Genomic DNA, 19,371 nt, shown 5'->3' with positions numbered 1-19,371 from the left:
GTCGGGGTTACTCCCTATCGCGGCGGAACACAAGGGTGGTCCGGCCCATCGTGACCCGGGAGCCGTCGACCAGCGTCACCCGCCGGATCGGCTGCCCGTTCACGAACGAGCCGTTGGTCGACCCTAGATCCACGAGAGCGATTTCGGGACCTTCTACGCGTATCTCGGCATGGTGCCGGGACACGCCCGGATCGACAAGGCGCAGGTCGCAGTCGGTGCCGCGGCCCAGCAGCGTCACGGGGGTATTGATCTCATAGGTGCGTTGGGTCGTGTCCGAGCCCTCCACCGCCGTGGTCACCAGAAGCCGCGGATGCCCGCCGAAGACGCCCCCGCGCCCGCCCTGCGGCACATCGCTCACCGGCTGGCGGATCTCCCCGCCCTCCACCGTCGAGCCCCTGATCACCCCCGACCGGATCCGGAACATGCCCGTAGCGAGATCGCCTGCGTTCTCGAACCGCACCCGCACCGGCCCCACGAAGGAGTACCCCTGCTCCTTCGCGTACTCGCGCGCGAGATTCGCCAGCTCCTGGCTCAGGCTGTCGGCGTACACCTGCAGCCGCTGCCCGTCCTGCTGAGAGATCTCCACGACGAAGTCGTTCGGAACCAGCGTGCGGCCCTGTGCCACGATCGCCGCCCGATCGTCCATCTCGCGCTGCACAGCACTGGCCACCTCGACCGGCTGCAGCTCGGACTTGAAGGCACGGGCGAAGGCCCCTTCGACCATGCCCTCAAGCCGTCGCTCGAAGCGCTGAATGACGCCCACGGGCACCTCCCTTCCCCACTGGTAGACGATCGTATCGGTGCAAAGGTTCGCTCGGCGTATCCGGATACCTAACCACCGCTCTGACCGTGCTAGCCTTTTCAGGCACCCGGCGACGGGTGCGCACCCGGGGCGGGTGGCGGAACGGCAGACGCGCACGGTTCAGGTCCGTGTGTCCGAGAGGATGTGAGGGTTCAAATCCCTCTCCGCCCACAACGGGGTACTGACACAAGGCCATACCCCATAGTGACGGAATGAGCCCCCACGCGACAGCGCGGGGGCTCATCTGCTTCTCAGGACGGCTAGCGTCCGGTGGTGGGGGTGCGGACGTACCACTCGGTTCCGACGAGCCAGCGGAACGCCGGGGTGGGCAGGGCGAGGAGGGCTGCGAGGGTGCGCACGGAGTCGCCGCCGGTGGTCTGGCTGACGTGTGCGGCGATACTGGCCCGTTTCGCGGCGGTGTAGCGGCGTACATCGATCCGGTGGGTGATGGCGTGCCCGGGAGTGTAGGCGTCCCTGAACATCCGCGGGTCCAGCGTGGGGACGAGCCCGCGGAGCGGCGCGGCCAGCCGCATCAGGCGCATCAGCCGGTCGCGGTCCATGGTGGCCTGGAGCAGGACGGGTGTGCCGGCCAGCTCGGCCGCCCGGGTCGCGACCCTGTGGACCTGGATGTGGTCGGGATGGCCGTATCCGCCGGCCGGGTCGTATCCGGTGAGCAGGTCGGCGTTCTCCTCGCGTAGCAGGTCGGCCAGGCGGGATGCGGCCGCGTCGACCGGCACGCGGGAGAACGGGAGGGGGGCTGCCGTTTCCGGCGTCTCGCCTGAAACGCCCGAGTCGCGGTATCCGAGGAACTCCACACGAGCACAGCCCAGGGCGAGCGCCGAGGTACGGGCCTCCTCGGCCCGTACCTCGCTCAGCGGCCGTGGGTCCAGCGGGTGCGGGGCGGCCAGGCCGCGTTCGCCGGCCGTCGCCAGCACGAGCACGACCCGGTGCCCCTCAGCGGCGAGGCGGGCCATCGTGCCTGCGGTCAGCAAGACCTCGTCGTCGGGATGTGCGTGGAAGAAGACACACGTTCGTCTTGTCTTCGGGCGCGCGTCGAGGCTCTGTCCCCGGTTGGACAGGGGCCGCCTCCCCCTGGAATCGATCATCCGGCGGTTCCTTTCGCACGGTCGTCGGTCTCGGGCCGTCTCAGGTCGCGCATCGGCCGTGGGTCGCGGGGTCCCGGCCAGGGAGGGCCGCCGGGGGCGGCCGCGGTCCGCGCGGCGACCGCGTTCACCGGCGGACCGCCCGGGCGTACGCCTCCAGCGTCCGGGTGGCGGCTCTCGCCCAGGTGCGCCGGCCGAGGACGTAGCGACGGGCCCGGTCCCCCAGGTCCGGATCGTCGTCTCCCAGCAGCCGGAGGAGCGCGGACGCCAGCTCGCCCGGATCCGTCGTCGCGGTGCGCAGGCAGGCGCCCTCGGTGCTGCCGACGACGGCCTCGTCGAATCCGGGCCCGACGACTGTCCGGGCCCGCAACGCCATCGCCTCCAGTGCGGCGAACCCGCACGACTCGTACTCGGACGGGAACGCGCAGGCGTCGGCCGCCACCAGGTGGTCGCGAAGCTCGTCGGGGTCCAGGTACCGCCCGAGCACGTGTACGCGCTCACCCAGTCCCAGCCGCGCCACCCGCTCGCGCAGCCGGCGGTCGAGGGACGTCTCGGGCCAGCCCGTGCCCGCCATGACGAGGGTGACGTCGACGCCGTCGTCCAGTATTCGCCGGACCGCCTCGACCAACTGGGTCACCCCCTTGATCGCGGCGTACCGGCCGGCGAACATGACCAGCCGCCGGCCGTCCGGGATGCCGTACAGCGACCGCACCTTGTCCCGGACGGCGGCGCGTTCGGCGCCGTGCGGGCATTCCATCTGCCACGCCCTTCCGGAGCCGTGCGAGACCACCGCCACGTCGGAGCGGCCGGCCAGGTGCGGCACGGCGGCCACGGTGGCGGACGACGGCGCCATGATCAGCCGGGCGTGCCGGGCCAGGGCGCGGCTCAGCGTCCGTCCCAGCGCCGCGACCGCGCCCCGGCTGCCGTCCCCGTGGAAGATCTCGGCGGAGTGCACGTGGTAGCAGACCGGCAGCCGGAACAGCAGTGCGCAGACCAGTCCGACCGGTGCGCACATCCAGTCGTGCACCGCGACCAGGTCGACCTTCTTCCGGGCGTGCAGCCGCCGGACGTACCAGGCGCCGGTGATGTTCAGCCGGGCGAGTGCGACCGCCATGCCCAGCCGGGAGCGCGGCAGGGGGGCGCGCACCCACGGCAGGGTGGCGAGCACGCGGCGGACGGTCGCCCCGCCGTGCCGGTACACCCGCGGCAGGCCGCGGTGCCGGGACGCGCCCACCAGATGGACATCGGTGGAGTGGGCCTCCATGCCACCGAGCAGGCCCTCGATGTAGACGCCGACGCCGCCGAAAGGAGCGGGCGGTGAGCCGGTGGCCACCATGACGATTCTCATCTCACGCCGCCTTTCTGAACACGGGATCGCCGAGGGGCCTCGTTCGGAACGACCAGGCGGAACTTCTGGGCCGCATGGTCCGAGAAGGACTCGCCGCCGGCGAGGTGGTAGGTGGGGACGGCCAGGTCGCCGGTGGTGTACACCCAGTCGAGGCGCCACAACCGGGGCAGCCGGTAGTCGGAGACGGGCCACGTGCGGGGGGCCGCCAGGGAGTTCCGGAAGCCGTGCGCCCGGGTGCCGCTCCCGAGCGAGGACAGCTCCATCCAGGGCGAGTTGAAGTCACCGGCCAGCAAGGCTGGGTGAGGGTTGCCGGCCAGGTCCGTGCGCAGCCTGCGCAGTTCCCTGAGCCGCCAGGTGCTCTGCTCCTTGAACAGCCGGTAGAACCGTCCGCTGAACGGGTCGTCGCCGATCCGGAAGGGCACCGGCAGGTGCACGTTGTAGAAGGAGACCGTTCGCCCGCCGACCCGGATGTCGGTGCGCTGGGCCTTCGTTCCCTTCCAGAACCAGTCCGTGCCGGTGCTGGGGACTCGCTGGTGGTGCGTCGCGACGACCGGCAGCCGGGAGAGGGTGAGCAGCTCGCCGTCAACGGAGATCTGGTAGCCGGGGAACTCCGCCCGCAACCGGGCCGAGTCGTCAATGCGGATCACCTGGTGGGGCGGCTCGACACCCTCTTTCCGGTACAGGTACTCCTGCAGGAGGTAGACATCGGCGTCCTGTCGTCGCAGGAAGGCGTAGAAGGCTTCCTTGTCGTCGGACATCTGCCAGTAGTCCGTTGACCAGGCGAAGACCTTGACCGACGTACCCTGGCCGCCGGTGCCCGTCCACCCGGGGCCGTAGCCGGCGAGATGAACCCCCAGCAGCAGGAGGAGAACGAGGACCGTCGTCAGCCGGCGGCGCACGGGCCGCAGGAGCAGGGTGAGCACGAGCAGCAGCAGCGGCACCGCCACCGCGGTCAGCGGAGGGGTGGCCTCGACGATCAGCCACGGCCACCAGCGGCCGGTGAGCAGGACGTGCAGGACGAGGAAGATGCCCCATGCCGTCGTGGCCGCGACGAGGAGTCGCGTTCGCGTGCACGGGCGGCTGGTCGCCGCGATCTCCCGCAGCCCGTCCCGGGACGGCTCTTCGTCGGACGTGGACAAGGTCCGGTCGTTGTCCGTCACCGGCGGTCGTTCCATCGGAACATCAGTCCTCCGTAGCCAACTCGCTGATACCGCGTCCTACGACTTCTCTGTGCTTGCGCGCCATTTCGCGCAGCGAATTCCGGTCAACAGCCCGAGGACGCCGAGGGTCGCGCCCACATGGCCCACGGTCGTGAGGGACCGGCTCAACAACAGCAGCGTGACGAGATCAGGACCACCGATGAGCACGCCGAGTGTGAGGCCGAGGACCGCCTCGCGTATCCCCAGGCCGGCAGGGGCCGGCGATACCGCTCCGACGACGGTGCTGAGCGCGAATCCGCCCACGCCGAGGGTGATCGCGGACAGCGAGGGCGCATCGAGGGACATCGCGATGACCGGCGCGTGCAGGCCGGTGCAGCACCACCCGAGGACGTAGAAGCCGATCGCTCCCGCCCAGGTCCTGGGGGCGGGCAGTGTGACCTCGTCGTCGCCACGCCGAAGCAGGCGTTGTCCGAGGCTGAGCAGTCGTCCCAGCAGCCGCGGTGCCAGCATGACCGCACCGGCGCAGAGCAGGATCGGCAGCATCAGCCACCACCTGGGGTCCTCTGCCCCCAGGCGCGGGAGGGCCAGCAGGCCGACGAGAGCCCCGCTGAGCACGGTCAGCGACATCCCCACCAGGCCCGCCGCCAGGAGTTTGGCCGCCGGCGCGCCGACCCTCCGCGCGAGCGCGGCCTGGGTGACGGCGGGCCACATCGCGCCGGGAAGATAGAGCGTCACTCCGGACAGGAAATATATCCAGGCGGCATCAGTAACGGTGAGTTGCACACCGGCGCCCGCCACCAGCCGCCGCCACGCGAAGAATCCCGGTACGGTCCCCAGCACGGTGAGCGCCGCGGCTACACCGAAGGCGCTCCAGCCGACGGAAACCAGACTGTCGCCGAGCCCGTGCCGCACGTCCCAGACCTGCCAGCAGAGGAATACGACGATGCATGCGTAGGCGATCCACTGGATGGACGTGACCGCGTAGTGGCGGATCTTCGGCGGAACCGCCATTACCGCACCAGGGTGTTCGGAGATTGCGCACCGATAACCGAGGAGTTGTCCGCCATGGGCGTGAGCTGGGTGAACAGCTCCTGATAAGCACGGAAGAAGGTTTCCGTGCCGTAGCGCCGGCGCGCCCGGCGCCCCCCCTCCGCGCGCTCTTCGGGGGTCAGGGCCGCCAGCTCGGCGATCGCGCGGGCCAACGCGGCCGGATCACGTGGCGGGACCCGGCGGCCGAAACCCGTCTCCAGTACGGGCGACCGCCCTCCCGGAAGGTCCGTGGTGACCGACGGAACGTCGGCCATCATCGCTTCGGCTTGGACGATGCCGAAGGACTCGGCCACGGAGGGCAGCGCGAAGACGTCGATCGAGGCGTAGAAGTCGTCGATCCGGCCTCCTTCGAGCAGGCCGAGCAGCCGGATGCGTTCGTCGCCTCCGATGATGGGACGTAGCCGGTGCTCGATTCCGCCGCCCGCCACGCTCGTCCAGTCGCCCCCGATCACCAGCCGCGCGTCCGGGTCGCCGATCAGCTGGAACGCCTTGATCAGATACTCGATCCCCTTGTCCTCCACGATGCGGCCGAGGAAACCGATGTGCAGTCCGTCGCCGTCGCGAAACCCCGGTTCACCGCCGCGGCGATCGAGGCATGGTGGAGCGATCCCCCGCCAGTTGCGGCGTCTCAGCAAAGACCGGAATCTCGATCCGTAAGCCTGATCGACGCTGTTCACGACCACGGCATTCGAACGACTCATGCAGATCCATGTCGAAACATCGACTGCGCGCAGGGCGGCGGAGTTGACGAGACCCGAAGGAAGCCACAGATCGATGTGATGCGTGGTCACCAGCGGTCTGCCATGGACGGCCAGCGAGATCACGGCCGCCTCCAGCATCGGCACATGGAGGTTGACGATGCTGGACCGCCGTGCCACTCGCCGGGCCAGGCTCACAAAAGAGGGGCTCACCGGCCCTCGGCCGATCCTGCTTATCAGCGGGCTTCGGAACACCGATACGCCGGCGATCTCTTCGCGGAGCGGCAGAGACGCGTCGTGCCGAGTGGCGACGACGGCGACGCGCTTTCCCCGTGCCGCCAGCCCTTCCGCCAGCCGCTGGGCATAGATGGTCAGCCCGCTCACATAAGGTGCATAGTAATTAAGCACGATCGCGACGTCGTACTCGTTGTCGTCCATGAAATCCTTTCTGTGGGTTTCGCGGGCGACCGGCACGAGCAGGCGGGCGACCGGCGACACCGCGGCATGGAGCCTCATCGCACCCCCCACGACCGGATCGCCGAGATGGCGGCCGGCTCGTTCATCGCGAAGAACGCACCGAGGGTCACGGCCCAGAGGGCGACGGCCACGACAAGGGCGCGGTCCCTGAGCAGGGTCTTCACTGGATCGCCGCCCCCGTCCATGACGAGGACCACCTGGAGGTATCGGGAGATCGCGTAGAGCGCGAACGGAGCGGATATCAGCATCGCCGCCTGGCGATGCGGCGCGATCGGTGCTTCGGTGAGCAGATAGGCCAGTGCGGAGGTCAGGCACAGCACACCGGTGAGAAGCAGCAGATGGTTGGTGAGCTCCACCGTGTATCCGCGGAGCGACGGGCGATGTGCGGCGCCGACCTCCAGGAGCTCCCGCCGGCGTTTCCCCAGTAGCAGCAGCAGCGATCCGGCGAAGATCGTCAGCAGCAGCCAGCCGGCGATGTGGATCCCCGCGGCGACGTATCCCTGGACCGCGCGCAACACGAAACCGGCCGACACCGCTCCGATGTCGAGCAGGGGCGAATGCTTGAGTCCGCAGCTGTAGGCCACGTTCAGCAGGAGGTAGCCGAACACCGGCCAGGACGTGCCGTGCGGCGCCACGAGCACCAGCACACCGAATCCCGACGTGACGACCAGGCCGTAGGAGACGACCAGGGGGAACGAGACTCTCCCGGCGGCGAGCGGGCGGTTGCGTTTGGTGGCGTGCAGCCGGTCGAGGCGCCGGTCGACGGTGTCATTCACGAGATAGACCAGCATGGAGGCCAGAACGAACACGACGACCGCCCAGCCCACACGTTCCAGGGCGGTGCCCGACCATGCCGCCGGATCGAGGAGGGCCAGCGGCACCACGAGCAGGGTCTTGGTCCAGTGCGCCGGACGGGCTAACGAGCAGATATCCCTGACCCGGCCCGCTCGGCGGTGCTTCCGTCGATCGCCATCTTCCCGGCCCTCTTTCGCCGACTCGGCAATATCCATAAGTCGCGCCCAATCCTCAGAAGAAGACCTTTGCGAGTGACAGCGCCCGTTGCCGCCATGCGTCGCCACTGGTCCGGCCGGTGCGCGGGCCGTCCGGCCGGCTCGTTCGCCACCATTCGTACGTGCGTAGAATTGCCTCCCCGTTGGAAAGTTGCGGCTCGAAGCCGAGTCGCTCACGTGCCTTGTCTATGCTGACATAGGAATCGTCGAGCAATTTTCTGAGCAGGCGTTCGTATACTGGGGAAAGGCGTGCCCGGTCGAGCGCTCGAAGCAATGTCAGCGCGGGACGCGCGGGTAGCGACACCACTCGCTTACCGTGTCCGGCGGCATCGAGGACCGCCTGGAAATCTTCCCGCAGTGTGCCGAACTCGGCCGCGCCGAGGTTGTAGGTGTCGTTTGCAACCTCCTCGTCCGCCGCGAGTACGTGGCTTATGGCTGTGACGAGGTCCTCGACGGCGAGCATCTGGATGAGCGCGTCCCCGCGACCCAGGATCGGAAAGTTGCGACCTTCGTCGGCCCATTCAAAGATCATCGCGAAAAGACCCAGGCGACCCGGTCCGATGAAGGTCTTCGGGCGTAGAATCGTCACGCACATGCCCGCGGCCCGGAATTCCTCGGCGACTTCTTCCGCTTCCGCCTTGGCGCGGGTGTAGGGGTCGACCGGCTCCCGTGGATGGTCTTCCGTGGTGGGCACGATCTTCGGCAAGCCATAGACGGCGGTTGACGAGACGTGCACGACCCGCCCCACTCCTGCCTGATGACCGGCCGTGAGCACGCTTCGCGTGCCGTTGACATTGATATCGTGGTTCTGTTCCGCCGAATAGCTCGGCAGTGCCGCAGCGCAGTGCAGGACGGTGCCCGCCCCTTTCAGCACCCTGGCCATGAACGCGCTGTCGCGGACATCGCCGATGCGATGTGAGCACCCGGGCACCGGATCGAGAGGCGGGCGCACGTCCACCCCCAGGACTTCATGCCGCTCGCGCGCGAGATGCCGGACCATGGCGCTTCCGAGCATCCCCGAGCTGCCGGTGACGACGATCCGTTCAGCCGTCACTGTGGTGCCTTCTTCTTGCGGATGGGTTCGCCGCCCGCGGGACGGCGATGGGCATGTCGGGGTGGGCGCCCTCGCCTGCCGTCGGCGCGACGGCGGTGGAGAAGACGCCGGTGCCTTGCCGCACCGTCGATCACCGCGTCCGGCGCAGGAACAGCGACGCCGTACTCGCTCCGAACGGTCCGAAGCCGTCACTGGTGTACTGCGCTGAGGTACTCACCCGGGGGAACGGCTCGTCCGGTACCGGTACACCGAGGAATTCGCACAGAGGTTCCCAGCCCGCACCGACGTCGTAGGTCAGCAAGCGGTCGGGAGGAACGGCCTCGGTGACCTGATCCGTGTGCGCCCGGAACAGCTCGACGGCACGTTCCGGCCTCCGCGCCGCAAGCGACTTCAGAGCCCGCGCCTCAAGCGTGCTCTGGAAGAGCCTGGCCAGTGGGGCGAAATCCGTACCGAGCATCGACGACATCCGGACCGCGACCCGGCCGTACGGCGAGGCGAGGTGCCGCCGTCGCCTGAACAGCGTCCGTTCCACGCTTTCCACCCAGCGCTCCGGGTCGCGCACCGTGTGCACGACCTTCGCCTCCGGGAAGTACTCGACGAGCTCGCGCCAGCAGACCGCGGCCGGCTCGCTGACCAATGAGTCGTATCCGGCGAGCAGCTCGCCCCAGTTCACCGGGCCGCCTTCGACGGCTCCGAGCAAGGGGCGGATGAACTTGGGCTGCCGGAACACGTCTGCCGCGCTGAAACACGGCCCGAAGCCGAGTTGCACCAGCGCCGCTTCGAGGGAGGTAGTACCCGTTCGGCCGAATCCGGTACCTATGACGCGCATATCCTGACCTGGCTCCTTGCTGACGAATTACTGGCTGGCGAGGGTGCAGGGAGCGGCCACGACGCCGGCCACGACGCCGGCCACGTCCGGACTCGCCGCCGTCGCCGGCCGCGCCCAGGATCCGGTGAAGCGGCGAAGAGCGCTCCGGCAATGCCGGTGGTGATGCCGCGTGTTCGCATGGCGGACTCCCCTCCCTTCGATGGGAGAGAAGTTAGAGATCACGGCCTTCACAATTGCTTCGGATCTGCTTCATCGCACGCCACACGGGGCGAGCCGGGCATCTCCGCCACTTGTTCGCGCCGGCGTGGGCCGACCGCAGAGACCGGGCCGGGTGGGTGGAACGGTCGTTACGTCAGGACGGCCAGGTGCCCTGGTCGCGTCGGGGGGCGCCGCGGAGCTCGGCGGTCTGCAGGGCGCGGGCTATGTCGCTCGCGGTGATCAAGCCGATCACGTGTCCTGCGTCGTCCAGGATGACGGCGCGGCCGTCGGTGCAGCCTGCCATGCGTGGGAGGAGGTCCGTCAGCGGCTCGTTCGGGGATGCCGTGGGGACCTCGTCCGGGGGGCACGCTATGTCCGCCAGGCGGAGGGCGTGGCGCTCTTCGGGTGGGGTTGCTCGGACGCGGTTCAGGGTGACCAGGCCGGCGAGGCGGCCGTTCTCCACCAGGGGGTATGTGGAGTAGCGGTGCGTCAGGACGACGTTGTGGATGAGCTCCTGGACCGTGGTCGCCGCGTCCATCACCAAGGGGTCGGGCGTCATCACGTCGGCGGTGCGGACGTCGTGCAGGGCGGCCTGGACGCGCGTCTGCTGCTCCTCGGCGCTCGCGGCGGAGACCAGGAAGAAGCCGATCAGGGCGAGCCACAGTCCGCCGAAACCGGCGCCGAGCACGAACTGGACGAAGCCCACGGCGATCAGGACCAGGCCGAAGACGCGTCCGGCGCGGGCGGCGGTGACGGCGGCGCCGGTGCGGTCGCCGCGCCGCCACCACAGGAACGCCCGCAGGACCCGTCCGCCGTCCAGCGGCGCGGCCGGAATCAGGTTGAAGACCGCGAGGAGCACGTTGAGGCCGGCCAGGTAGGCGAGCGTTCCGAAGAGGAGGTCCGGGGCGTCGGCGGCCGCCGCCAGCGCGGCCAGGACCGCGAAGACCGCGCCCACGACCAGGCTGGTGGCGGGGCCGACGATGGCGATGCGCAGGTCGGCGCCCGATGTCCTCGGTTCGCCGCGGAGCTGGGCCACGCCGCCCAGCAGCCACAGGGTGATGCCCTCGACCTCGATGCCGTTGCGGCGCGCCACCACGGCGTGGGCGAGTTCGTGGGCGAGCAGGGACGCCAGCAGGAGGATCGCGCTGACGAGCCCCGCCACGACATAGGCCCAGGTGGCGTGGTCCGGGTACACCTCCGGGAATCGGCCGAATGCCAGCCCGAACACCAGGATCAGCACGATCACCAGCACGCTGGCATTGAGGCCGACCCTGATTCCGGCGATATTGCCGAGGCGGATCGACTCACGCATCAGGGCTCCTCCGCATGGGATTCTCTTGTGGTCCCGTGACACGAGGTCCCGGAACCTGGTCGCATACCCGCGGAGCGGGCCCGATATGCCCCGAACGCGGGCACTTGGGGGTCAGGCGGTGATGCGGCGGCGCAGGTGGTCCTTGCCCTGCTCGGCGCCCTTGCGGCTCTCGGCCTGGGCGCGGCGGAAGAGGTCGGCCAACTCGGTGTCGCCGGCGCGCTCGGCGTCGTTGATGTAGGTCTCCAGCCGCAGCGCGTTGCTCAGGCACTGCTCGACGAACCAGATCAGGTCGTACTCCATGTCCCGGGTGCCGGTGATGCCACCGGTCTCCTGTGTCGCGCTCATGGGTCTACCTCCCTTGGGTCTCGTCGGCCGTACGGCCGATTGCGCGTCCCCTACCCGGGAGGTCAGGGCCCATTCTCGGTTCAGGGGCGCGGGGAGATCCTGATGGCCGTCCGGTTTCCCACCGATTCGCCGACCTCGATCTGGACGGAGCCGGTCTGGAGCCGTCCGCCCGCGCCGCCGACGGAGGCCGTGAAGCCGGACGGGTCGGTGACCGTGAAGGTGTCGCCGGCGCTGAGGACCGTCAGCGGGTCGGTGTCGATCGCGGCGCCGAAGCTGAGGACGTCGCCCTTCCTGACCACGACCTCGCACTCGCCGTCCCGGCAGGCGGCCAGGTTCCGCCCGTCTGCGGCCGTGCTCGGGAACGGGACGCTCTGGCTCGGCGATGCGCTGGGCGGCGGTGTCGTGAGTGGAGCGGGTGTGGGCGGGGTGATCGCCAGCTCGTCGCCTCCGCATGACGTGAGGAGGAGGGCCGGGAGCAGCGCCGGGACGAGTAGGGGGGAGCGGTTCATGGGCGTCCGTTCGGCTGTGCGCGGTACTCGTGCGGCTACTTTACGTGTCCGGCGGTACAGCGTGCATCCGGTTGACGGCGGGCGGGGTTCATGGGGTGAGGCACGTCCGGAGGGGCGTGCTCGCCTATGAGAGGGGACTTCATGGACCTGCAGCTCACCGGCCGGGTCGCGGTCGTCACGGGTGCGTCCAGGGGGATCGGGCTGGCCGTCACGCGGACGCTGCTCGGGGAGGGCGCCCGGGTGGTCGCCGTGTCCCGCAAGTCCGGGGAACTGGACGCGCTCGCCGGCCCGGACCTGCTGCACGTGCCGGCCGACCTGATGGACCCGGACGCCCCGGCGCAGGCGGTGGAGCGTGCCGTGGAGGTGTTCGGCGGGCTCGACGTCCTGGTCAACAACGCGGGCGGGCCGCCTCCCGGTACGAACCTGCCGAGGTTCGGCTTCGGCGGCCTGTCGGACGACGACTGGCGGGACATGTTCGAGTTCAACCTGTACGCCGTCGTCCGGGCGGTGCGGGCGGCGATCCCGCATCTGCTGAAGAGCGACGCGGCGTCGATCGTGAACGTCTCGTCGGGGAACGCGCGCCGTCCCGGGCCGATGAACTACGACTACAACGCGGCGAAGGCCGCGGTGACCAACCTGACGAAGGGGCTGTCGGAGGAGTTCGCGCCGCAGGGCGTCCGGGTCAACACGGTCTCGCCGGGGCCCGTGCTGACGCCGTGGTGGACGGACGAGGGCGGCGCCGCCGACATCATCGCCGGGGCCACGGGCTCCGACCGCGCCACGGTGCTGGAGCGCGGCGCGGTGGAGATGATGAGCCTCACGACCGGGCGCCTGACCGACCCGCAGGAGGTTGCGGACGTGGTCGCGCTACTGGCGTCACCGCGCTCGGCGAGCACGACGGGCGCGGACTTCGCGGTCGACTCGGGCTTCCTGAAAGAGATCTGACCCGTCGCGTGCGAGTCCCGGCCGGTGTCGGCCGGGGCTCGCGGCGCTCGTCGTCTACCCCTCGATGTCCAGGTCCACCTGATCGGTGACCCAGTCGCGGTCTGCCACCGGTGCCGACTTGGCCGGGGGACGGCTGGTGCGGGCTCATGCCGGTCAGGCGGGCGTTATCGAAGGGGGCGGATCGCATGGAACTCCGCCCATACGGCCGTGCCGTTCAGTGCGGGGTGCGTTCCCCAGCTTTTTGAGAGTGCGTCGACCAGGAGTAGGCCGCGGCCGTCCTCCGAGCACGGATCGTGGCGCACGCGAGGCCGGCCCCGGGTGCCGCCCTGATCGAGGACGGTCACGCGTAGAACGTCCTCGCCCGTGCTCACGATGACGGTCACCTCGCCGTCCCCCGTCCCGGACGCGGTGTGCTCGCAGGCGTTCGCGACCAGTTCGTCCACGCAGAGGACGATGTCGGCCATGGCTTCGTCCTCGATGTGCGGTGCCAGGCCGCGGACGAACGCCCGTGCAGTCTGTGCGGACTTCGGCACGCCCGGCATCGTGATCGTCCCGAGCAGCTTCATCTGGCCGGACCTCCGGCCCTGGTCTCACACTGCGTCATCGTTCCACTCCTTCTGGTGAGAGTCGTTCGCCAGCATGAATGGCCAGGTGAAGCCGCACAATCGCTCTCACTTACAAGGGGAGCGAAGGACTTTGGGAGTTGAGGAAGACGGGATATCCCCATCTTCATGACCGCCATGACAGCGCGTTGCCGGTCGCTCACACTTGGTGATATGCCGAAACGACCCCCCACCGTCCGCCGAAGGCGCCTCGGTGCACAGCTACGCAAAATCCGCGAAGAACGCGGCCTCACCCTGGACGAGGCCGCAGCGCTCCTCAGCATGTCCAAGAGCGCCATCAGCCGAATGGAGAACGCCCAGGTGGTGGCCCGGACCCACGAGGTCAACTACATCGCCATGATGTACGGCCTCCCGGAGGGCGACGACCTCAGATCCGCACTGGTCGGCCTCGCCACCGGCGGCCGCTCCCGCGACTGGATCAGGCATCACAAGGAGCTCAACAGGGCAGCGAACTACGGCGAATACGTCTTGCTCGAACAAGACGCCTCCGAACTCTTCTCGTACGAGGGCGACCTCATCCCTGGGCTACTCCAGACTCCGGGATATCGTGGTCATCGATGGGCTCTTGCGGAGTCTCTTCCTCGAAGAGGAAGAGGAAGTTGCCGCCTACCGAGACATTCAGACCAGGCTATGTATGGTCGCTCTGTCCGAGACCGAGACCCGCGAGCGCATCAAAAGGGCTATTCAGGACTTCAAGTCCGGCCAAGCCGAAGGGACAGTGGGTGACTTACTGGCGGAAGAGCAGCCATAGCAGCAGCGAGCCACAGACCTGCGTCGAGTGCGCGACCCTGGCTGCGGCGCCGAATGCCGTCGTCGCCATCCGGGACTCCACGGATCCGCGAGGGCCGCGTCTGGTCATGACGCCGGAGGCGTGGCGGGCGCTTCTCGTTCGGCTCAAGGACGATGCGTAGGGCCTGAGTCGGCGAGGCGGCCGCGGAGGTAGGAATCGGCCGGTTACCCTGCCGGAGCTTCGTCGTGTGCCTGCGGAGTCGTCCAGCCGCAGGCTTCCGCGATGGCGGCCGGGTCCCAGTAGAAGGGGCGGCATTCGAGCATGCGCCCGTCCCGGAGCCGGATCAGCTGGAGGATCAGCGCCTCGACCTCGCGGCCGGTGGCTCGGGCGCGGAAGCGCACCCGGTTGCGCACGACGACGGTGTCCCCATCGACCCAGTGCCGCTGATCCAGGAATTCCATCGACTCCCACACCTCGCTGAAGCGGGCCAGGAAACGCTCCATGCCGTCGCGGCCCCGCCACGTCCCGCTTCCGGTGAACGGCAGCCCCGGAGCCTGATGCAGCACCACCTCCGGATCCAGGCACGCGGCGGCCTGCTCGTAGCTCGCCTTGCCGTACCCGCCCGCGGCCACATACGCCGCCTCGGCCGCGTAGAACCGCTCCATTACCGCCCACGCGTCGCCCGAACCGCCCGAAGCCGCCATGGCCATCACCCGCTTCTCTCACCGGCATCACCCTCCGAACCCCGCCCGGGCGGGGTTGGTTGCGGGGTGCCGGTGCCTTACAGGTCTTTGACGTAGCGGTGGACCGGGACGGGGACGGTGCCGGTCGCGGTGGGGGCCTGGTAGGTCAGGGGGCCGGTGTCGCGCCAGCCGTGGAGTTCGTAGAAGCGGCGGGCGCGGGTGTTGCCGGGGACGACCGCGAGCCACGTCTGCGGGTGCCGGCCTCTGAAGCGGTCCTCCGCGGCCTGGAGGAGGGCGCCGCCGACGCCTTGGCCGCGGGCCGAGCCGTCCACGGCCAGCTGGACGACCTCGCCGTCCTCGTCGCCGAGGATGATCAGGCCGAGGAGGACGTCCGCGGCGGCGACGGCGACGAGGGTCGTGGCCAGGTACTTCTCAGCGTGGGCGGTGAAGTGCTCGGGGCCCCGGGCGGCGACGAGTTCCGCGGGGACGTGGCCGTCGTGGCCGTCGTGCCAGGCCGCCCGCCAGAGCGGGGCGAGGGCCGGCAGGTCCTCCCGGCGGGCGGGCCTCACGATCATTTGTCATCTCCTCCTGAAGCGAGGGGTGGTCCCGTCATCCTTCACCGCGGGCGGCCCGGCGTCAGGACGGCGGCCGCTGCCGCCGCCACGGCCGCGGCGACCGCGGCGACGGTGTAGCCGTTCGTGAAGCCGGTCAGGACGGTTCCGGCGAGGCTCGCCGCGGCGACGCTGGAGATGACGGCGGCGCCGATGGACGCGCCGAACTCGTGGAACGTGCTGACGATCCCGGAGGCGATGCCCGACTCGTGCGGCGCGACCTGGCCGAGCGCGGTCGCCGAGGCGACGACGAACAGCGCGCCGGTCCCGGCGCCCGCCACGGCGGTGCCGATCGTCACCGTCACCGGGTCGAGCGAGAACGCCGGGACGGCCATGCCGGCCGCGGCGACGAGCAGGCCCGCCACGGCGAGGCGCCGCGCGCCGGCCTTGGCGATGGCCCGGCCGGTCATGTCGGCGCCGAGCATCGTCGCGACGGCGACCGGGAGGAACAGCAGGCCGGTGCGGAGGGCGCCGTAGTCCTGCGCGTGCTGGAAGTAGAACGTGCCGAGGAAGAACACCGCGATCATGAGGGCGGTCGCCATCAGGATCAGGAACGTCCCGGTGGCCACGGGGCGGCGGAGCAGGAGCGCGACGTCCATCATGGGGGACTTGGCGGTCCGCTGCCTGAGCACGAAGGCCGCGTAGCCGACCGCGGCCAGCAGGACGAGCAGGCCGTTCGCGCCGGAGAGCCAGCCGTGGTCCCCGGCGCGGATGAAGGCGTAGATCAGGGACGCGGACGAGGCGGTGACCAGCACGGCGCCCAGCACGTCCAGCCGCGGATGCGGCGCGGTCACCTTCTCGGCCGGCAGCATCCAGGCGAGCGCCGCGAGGATGACCAGTCCGATGGGGACGTTCACGTAGAAGACCCAGGGCCAGCCGGGGCCCGCGGTGAGCAGCCCGCCCAGGAGGACGCCGAGGGCGGCGCCGCCTCCGCCGAGCGCCGACCAGACGCCGAGCGCCTTGTTCCGCTCCTCGCCGTCGAACAGGTGCACCACGAGCGACAGGGCGGCCGGGGACATCAGCGCCGCGCCGACGCCCTGCGCGATACGTCCGCCGAGCAGTGGGGCGGCCGAGCCGGCGAATCCGGTCACCAGCGACGCCGCGGTGAAGACCAGCAGGCCGGCGAGCACGACGCGCTTCGCGCCGATCAGGTCGGCGGCGCGCCCGCCGAGGAGCATCAGGCCGCCGAAGGTCAGGGTGTACGCGCTGACCGTCCAGGTGACGGCCTGGCGGCTCAGTCCGAGGTCGGCCTCGATGTTCGGCAGCGCGATGGCCACCACGGTGACGTCAAGGATCAGCATGAGCTGGGCGACGCCCAGGAATCCGAGAATGCGCCACCTCAACGGGTTGGGCGCGCGCTGCGGCGCTGATGGGTCGTGGACGTTCTGCGTCATCACGGTCTCCCTAAGTCGTACATCGATATACGAGTTATGAGTGGAGAGTAACACGTACACCGCCGTACGAGTTAGGGTGCGGACATGACCACGGCCACTCCTGGACGGCGCCGGCGCGCGGACGCCGAGCGCAGCATCGCCCGCATCGTCTCCGCGGCCCGCGAAAGCCTGAGCCGGGACCCGAGCGCGAGCATCGACGACATCGCCAAGGCCGCCGGGGTGGGCCGGATGACGCTCTACGGCCACTTCCGCAACCGGGCGGAACTGATCGAGGCCGCCCTGGGCGAAGCCCTGCGCGCGGGTGAGGAAGTGCTCTCGGCCGTCGATCTCACCGGGGACGCGCGGGAGGCCCTGACCCGGTTGCTGGAATCGAGCTGGTCGCTGGTGGCCGAGTCCACGGCGCTGCTGGCGGCCGCGCAGGGGACCTTGCCGGACGGACGCGTCCGCCAGTTGCACGCCGCTCCCGCCGAGCGCGTCGAGGACCTGCTCCGCCGGGGCCAGGATCAGGGCGTGTTCCGCACCGACCTGCCGATGTCCTGGCTGGTCAGCGTCATCCAACACGTCCTGCACGGTGCCGCGGAGGAGAACCGGGTCGGTCGCCTGCGCCCGGAGGAGACCCCCGGCGTCGTCGTCGCGACCGTGCAGTCGATCCTGGCCGTCCCCCCGGCCCGCTGACCCCGCGCCGGTATCGGCGCAGGCCGTTCACCTTCTCTACGACGTCGTGAAGTGAACGCGGGCGGCGTGGAGGCCGTATGTGGACAGGAGGGTGGAGGGGGAGCGGGCGGGCTGTGATCTTTTGAGTGCGGGTCCCCCTGTTCGCCGGGAGCGGGGCGTGCTCGGGGATGGGGGGTTGCGGATGCGGCGGCTGGTGGCCTCGCTGCTGGTGTGTCCGGTGCTGCTGGGCTGCCTCGGCCTGGCGGGGTGCGGCGGCGCCGAGGACGCGTCGATCGTCGCGAAGACGACGCTGGTGGCGGGGGTGCGGCCGGATCTGCCCGGGATCGGTTTCCGGCGGGCGGACGGCACGTTCGAGGGCCTGGACGTGGACGTGTCCCGCTACCTGGCGGAGCGGATGGGGAAGAAGGTCCGCTTCGCCCCGGCCCTGGCGGCGGACCGGGAGCGGCTCCTCCGCAGCGGCGAGGTCGACATGGTGCTGACGTTCTGGCTGGAGCCGGAATGGCAGCAGCGGCTCGCGTTCGCCGGGCCGTACCTCCTGTCGTACCAGGACATCCTCGTGCGGAACGACGAGCGGGACGTGCGCGACGTCCAGGACCTGAAGGGGCGGAAGATCTGCGCCGTCGTCGGGTCCGGGGCCGCGGAGGCCGTGACCGTGGAGCGGCAGGTGGCGGCGATTCCGGTGGCCGCCCGGTCCTACGACGACTGCATGACGATGCTCGGCGACGGCCGGATCGACGCCGTCACGACGAACGACACGATCCTCGCGGGCCTGAAGACGCGGCAGGGCGGGGACTTCCGGCTGCTGAACTCCCGGTTCGGCGAGCGGCGGACGGGCATCGCGATCCGCAAGGGCGACCCGGACGGGTGCGAGGCGCTCAACAAGGCGATCACCGAGATGTACCAGGACGGCACGATGTCCGGGTTCATGCGGAAATGGTTCGGCTCATCGGGCCTGAAGCTGTCGGACGTGGACGTGCCGCAGTTCGAAGGCTGCCTCTGACCACCCGCGCGGTTCAGGCGGGCCCGCCCTCCGCGTTCGCGGCGTTCTGGTCCACGGGGTCGCCGTTGGTCCCCTTGTCCCCGCCTTTTCCGGAGTTCGGGTTCGGTGGGGTGGCGTTGTTGCCGGAACCGCGCGGCGGAAGCGGGACCGCCGGTGTCGGGCGCTGCCCCTGCCGACCCGGCACGCTCTCCCCGCCGGGATCGCCGGGCGGCTCAGGCGAAGCGGACGGCCGCTGCATGGAGGGTGGCGCACCGGGGTGCGGCGAATCCGGGGGCTGCGTGCCCGAGGTCGGTGAATCCGACGGCGGTGGACTGGAGGGCGCCTCCGAGAGGGGATTGCCGTGGAAGGCCGGGTCAGTGTGCCGGCCCTTGCTCGTCTGCTCGTCGAGTGTCGGGGAGGCGGGGGCCGCCGGGGCGCGTCCCGGGATGTGGCCGTTCATCGCGGCGTAGGCGGCGGCGCCGCCGGTGAGGATGAGCGAGCCGCCGACCAGGACGAGCGCCTTCACGGTGAGGAGGCGGCGCAGGGCCGCCATGCGGGACGTCCGCGCGGAGCGCCGGGCGGCCTTGAAGGCGGTGACGGCGGCGTCCTCGCCGGCGAGTTCCCCAGGGCGCGCGGGGGCCGAGGCCGCGGCCAGCAGGGCGTGCAGCCGGGCGTGGTCGTCCGCGCCGCCGAGGACGCGCTCGGCGGTCCTCCGGTCGAGGTCACCGGCCCCGTTGTGGTCGCTCATGTCACCCCTTCAGCGCCGGTTCCGCCGTTTTTGTCACGGCGCAGGAGGGGGCGTACGTCCCCCGCCAGCCGGGCGGGCGGGACGGCGT

21 protein-coding genes and 1 tRNA gene are annotated in these 19,371 nt (G+C 70.2%); 5 read left to right on the top strand and 17 right to left on the bottom strand.

All coding sequences use genetic code 11. The features are described from left to right. Window positions 1–7: 7 nt before the first annotated feature. Window positions 8–763, bottom strand: coding sequence for a DUF3662 and FHA domain-containing protein (locus E1266_RS18210; protein ID WP_021596783.1), 756 nt, complete (start codon window positions 761–763; stop codon window positions 8–10). A 127-nt stretch (window positions 764–890) separates the two neighbouring features. On the opposite strand from E1266_RS18210, the gene E1266_RS18205 reads away from it, so the two are divergent. Next, window positions 891–973, top strand: a tRNA-Leu gene (locus tag E1266_RS18205). Between the two features lie 89 nt (window positions 974–1,062). On the opposite strand, the gene E1266_RS18200 is transcribed toward E1266_RS18205, so the two are convergent. From E1266_RS18200 to E1266_RS18150, 11 genes are all read right to left on the bottom strand, one after another. Next, window positions 1,063–1,908 carry a PIG-L family deacetylase gene (locus E1266_RS18200; protein WP_132048471.1) on the bottom strand — a complete coding sequence of 282 codons (846 nt, stop codon included), beginning with the start codon at window positions 1,906–1,908 and terminating at the stop codon, window positions 1,063–1,065. Window positions 1,909–2,032: 124 nt separating this feature from the next. Beyond that, window positions 2,033–3,253 (bottom strand): glycosyltransferase family 4 protein, encoded by a 1,221-nt coding sequence (locus E1266_RS18195; protein ID WP_132048469.1) that lies wholly within the window; start codon window positions 3,251–3,253, stop codon window positions 2,033–2,035. Next, window positions 3,250–4,428: an endonuclease/exonuclease/phosphatase family protein gene (locus E1266_RS18190; RefSeq protein ID WP_132048467.1), complete on the bottom strand. Its 1,179-nt coding sequence runs from the start codon at window positions 4,426–4,428 to the stop codon at window positions 3,250–3,252. Before E1266_RS18190 ends, E1266_RS18195 begins: the two co-directional genes overlap by 4 nt. A 42-nt stretch (window positions 4,429–4,470) precedes the next feature. After that, window positions 4,471–5,424, bottom strand: coding sequence for a lysylphosphatidylglycerol synthase domain-containing protein (locus E1266_RS18185; RefSeq protein WP_132048465.1), 954 nt, complete (start codon window positions 5,422–5,424; stop codon window positions 4,471–4,473). Continuing rightward, on the bottom strand, window positions 5,424–6,677 hold the full coding sequence (locus E1266_RS18180; protein ID WP_207945737.1) for a glycosyltransferase family 4 protein: 1,254 nt from the start codon (window positions 6,675–6,677) through the stop codon (window positions 5,424–5,426). Before E1266_RS18180 ends, E1266_RS18185 begins: the two co-directional genes overlap by 1 nt. After that, window positions 6,674–7,648: a UbiA prenyltransferase family protein gene (locus tag E1266_RS18175; RefSeq protein ID WP_132048463.1), complete on the bottom strand. Its 975-nt coding sequence runs from the start codon at window positions 7,646–7,648 to the stop codon at window positions 6,674–6,676. Before E1266_RS18175 ends, E1266_RS18180 begins: the two co-directional genes overlap by 4 nt. 16 nt (window positions 7,649–7,664) lie before the next feature. Next, a complete protein-coding gene (locus E1266_RS18170; protein ID WP_132048461.1) occupies window positions 7,665–8,702 on the bottom strand; it encodes an NAD-dependent epimerase/dehydratase family protein in 1,038 nt (345 codons plus the stop codon). Between the two features lie 130 nt (window positions 8,703–8,832). Continuing rightward, window positions 8,833–9,531 (bottom strand): sulfotransferase family protein, encoded by a 699-nt coding sequence (locus E1266_RS18165; RefSeq protein WP_165966124.1) that lies wholly within the window; start codon window positions 9,529–9,531, stop codon window positions 8,833–8,835. A 352-nt stretch (window positions 9,532–9,883) separates the two neighbouring features. Next, a complete protein-coding gene (locus tag E1266_RS18160) occupies window positions 9,884–11,041 on the bottom strand; it encodes a site-2 protease family protein (protein ID WP_132048457.1) in 1,158 nt (385 codons plus the stop codon). Window positions 11,042–11,152: 111 nt separating this feature from the next. After that, window positions 11,153–11,386, bottom strand: coding sequence for a hypothetical protein (locus E1266_RS18155; protein WP_132048455.1), 234 nt, complete (start codon window positions 11,384–11,386; stop codon window positions 11,153–11,155). 80 nt (window positions 11,387–11,466) lie between these two features. After that, window positions 11,467–11,895, bottom strand: coding sequence for a hypothetical protein (locus tag E1266_RS18150; RefSeq protein WP_132048453.1), 429 nt, complete (start codon window positions 11,893–11,895; stop codon window positions 11,467–11,469). Window positions 11,896–12,036: 141 nt separating this feature from the next. Here E1266_RS18150 and E1266_RS18145 point away from each other — a divergent pair, with 141 nt between their 5' ends. Then, window positions 12,037–12,840, top strand: coding sequence for an SDR family oxidoreductase (locus E1266_RS18145; RefSeq protein WP_132048451.1), 804 nt, complete (start codon window positions 12,037–12,039; stop codon window positions 12,838–12,840). 164 nt (window positions 12,841–13,004) lie between these two features. On the opposite strand, the gene E1266_RS18140 is transcribed toward E1266_RS18145, so the two are convergent. Next, window positions 13,005–13,406 (bottom strand): ATP-binding protein, encoded by a 402-nt coding sequence (locus E1266_RS18140; RefSeq protein WP_132048449.1) that lies wholly within the window; start codon window positions 13,404–13,406, stop codon window positions 13,005–13,007. Window positions 13,407–14,020: 614 nt separating this feature from the next. On the opposite strand from E1266_RS18140, the gene E1266_RS18130 reads away from it, so the two are divergent. After that, window positions 14,021–14,374, top strand: a complete 354-nt coding sequence (locus E1266_RS18130) for a DUF397 domain-containing protein (protein WP_132048445.1) — start codon at window positions 14,021–14,023, stop codon at window positions 14,372–14,374. 43 nt (window positions 14,375–14,417) lie between these two features. On the opposite strand, the gene E1266_RS18125 is transcribed toward E1266_RS18130, so the two are convergent. From E1266_RS18125 to E1266_RS18115, 3 genes are all read right to left on the bottom strand, one after another. Continuing rightward, the gene (locus E1266_RS18125; RefSeq protein WP_132048444.1) at window positions 14,418–14,903 is read right to left on the bottom strand and encodes a nuclear transport factor 2 family protein; all 486 of its coding nucleotides are present in this window, start codon (window positions 14,901–14,903) and stop codon (window positions 14,418–14,420) included. 71 nt (window positions 14,904–14,974) lie between these two features. Then, the gene (locus E1266_RS18120; protein ID WP_132048442.1) at window positions 14,975–15,451 is read right to left on the bottom strand and encodes a GNAT family N-acetyltransferase; all 477 of its coding nucleotides are present in this window, start codon (window positions 15,449–15,451) and stop codon (window positions 14,975–14,977) included. A gap of 41 nt (window positions 15,452–15,492) precedes the next feature. Beyond that, the gene (locus tag E1266_RS18115) at window positions 15,493–16,881 is read right to left on the bottom strand and encodes an MFS transporter (protein ID WP_132048440.1); all 1,389 of its coding nucleotides are present in this window, start codon (window positions 16,879–16,881) and stop codon (window positions 15,493–15,495) included. 84 nt (window positions 16,882–16,965) lie between these two features. On the opposite strand from E1266_RS18115, the gene E1266_RS18110 reads away from it, so the two are divergent. Both E1266_RS18110 and E1266_RS18105 read left to right on the top strand, forming a co-directional pair. Further along, window positions 16,966–17,556, top strand: coding sequence for a TetR/AcrR family transcriptional regulator (locus E1266_RS18110; protein WP_132048438.1), 591 nt, complete (start codon window positions 16,966–16,968; stop codon window positions 17,554–17,556). A 157-nt stretch (window positions 17,557–17,713) separates the two neighbouring features. Then, on the top strand, window positions 17,714–18,556 hold the full coding sequence (locus tag E1266_RS18105; protein WP_243718542.1) for a transporter substrate-binding domain-containing protein: 843 nt from the start codon (window positions 17,714–17,716) through the stop codon (window positions 18,554–18,556). A 13-nt stretch (window positions 18,557–18,569) separates the two neighbouring features. Here the strand turns inward: E1266_RS18105 and E1266_RS18100 are convergent, their stop codons facing one another. Then, complete coding sequence (locus E1266_RS18100; protein ID WP_132048436.1) at window positions 18,570–19,283, bottom strand: hypothetical protein; 714 nt, start codon at window positions 19,281–19,283, stop codon at window positions 18,570–18,572. Between the last annotated feature and the right edge of the window lie 88 nt (window positions 19,284–19,371).

It is taken from the genome of Actinomadura sp. 7K534 (genome assembly GCF_004348575.1).
Classification (GTDB): domain Bacteria; phylum Actinomycetota; class Actinomycetes; order Streptosporangiales; family Streptosporangiaceae; genus Spirillospora; species Spirillospora livida.
The sequence above is the reverse complement of the archived record's forward strand: the minus strand, read 5'-3'. Positions and strand labels throughout refer to the sequence as shown.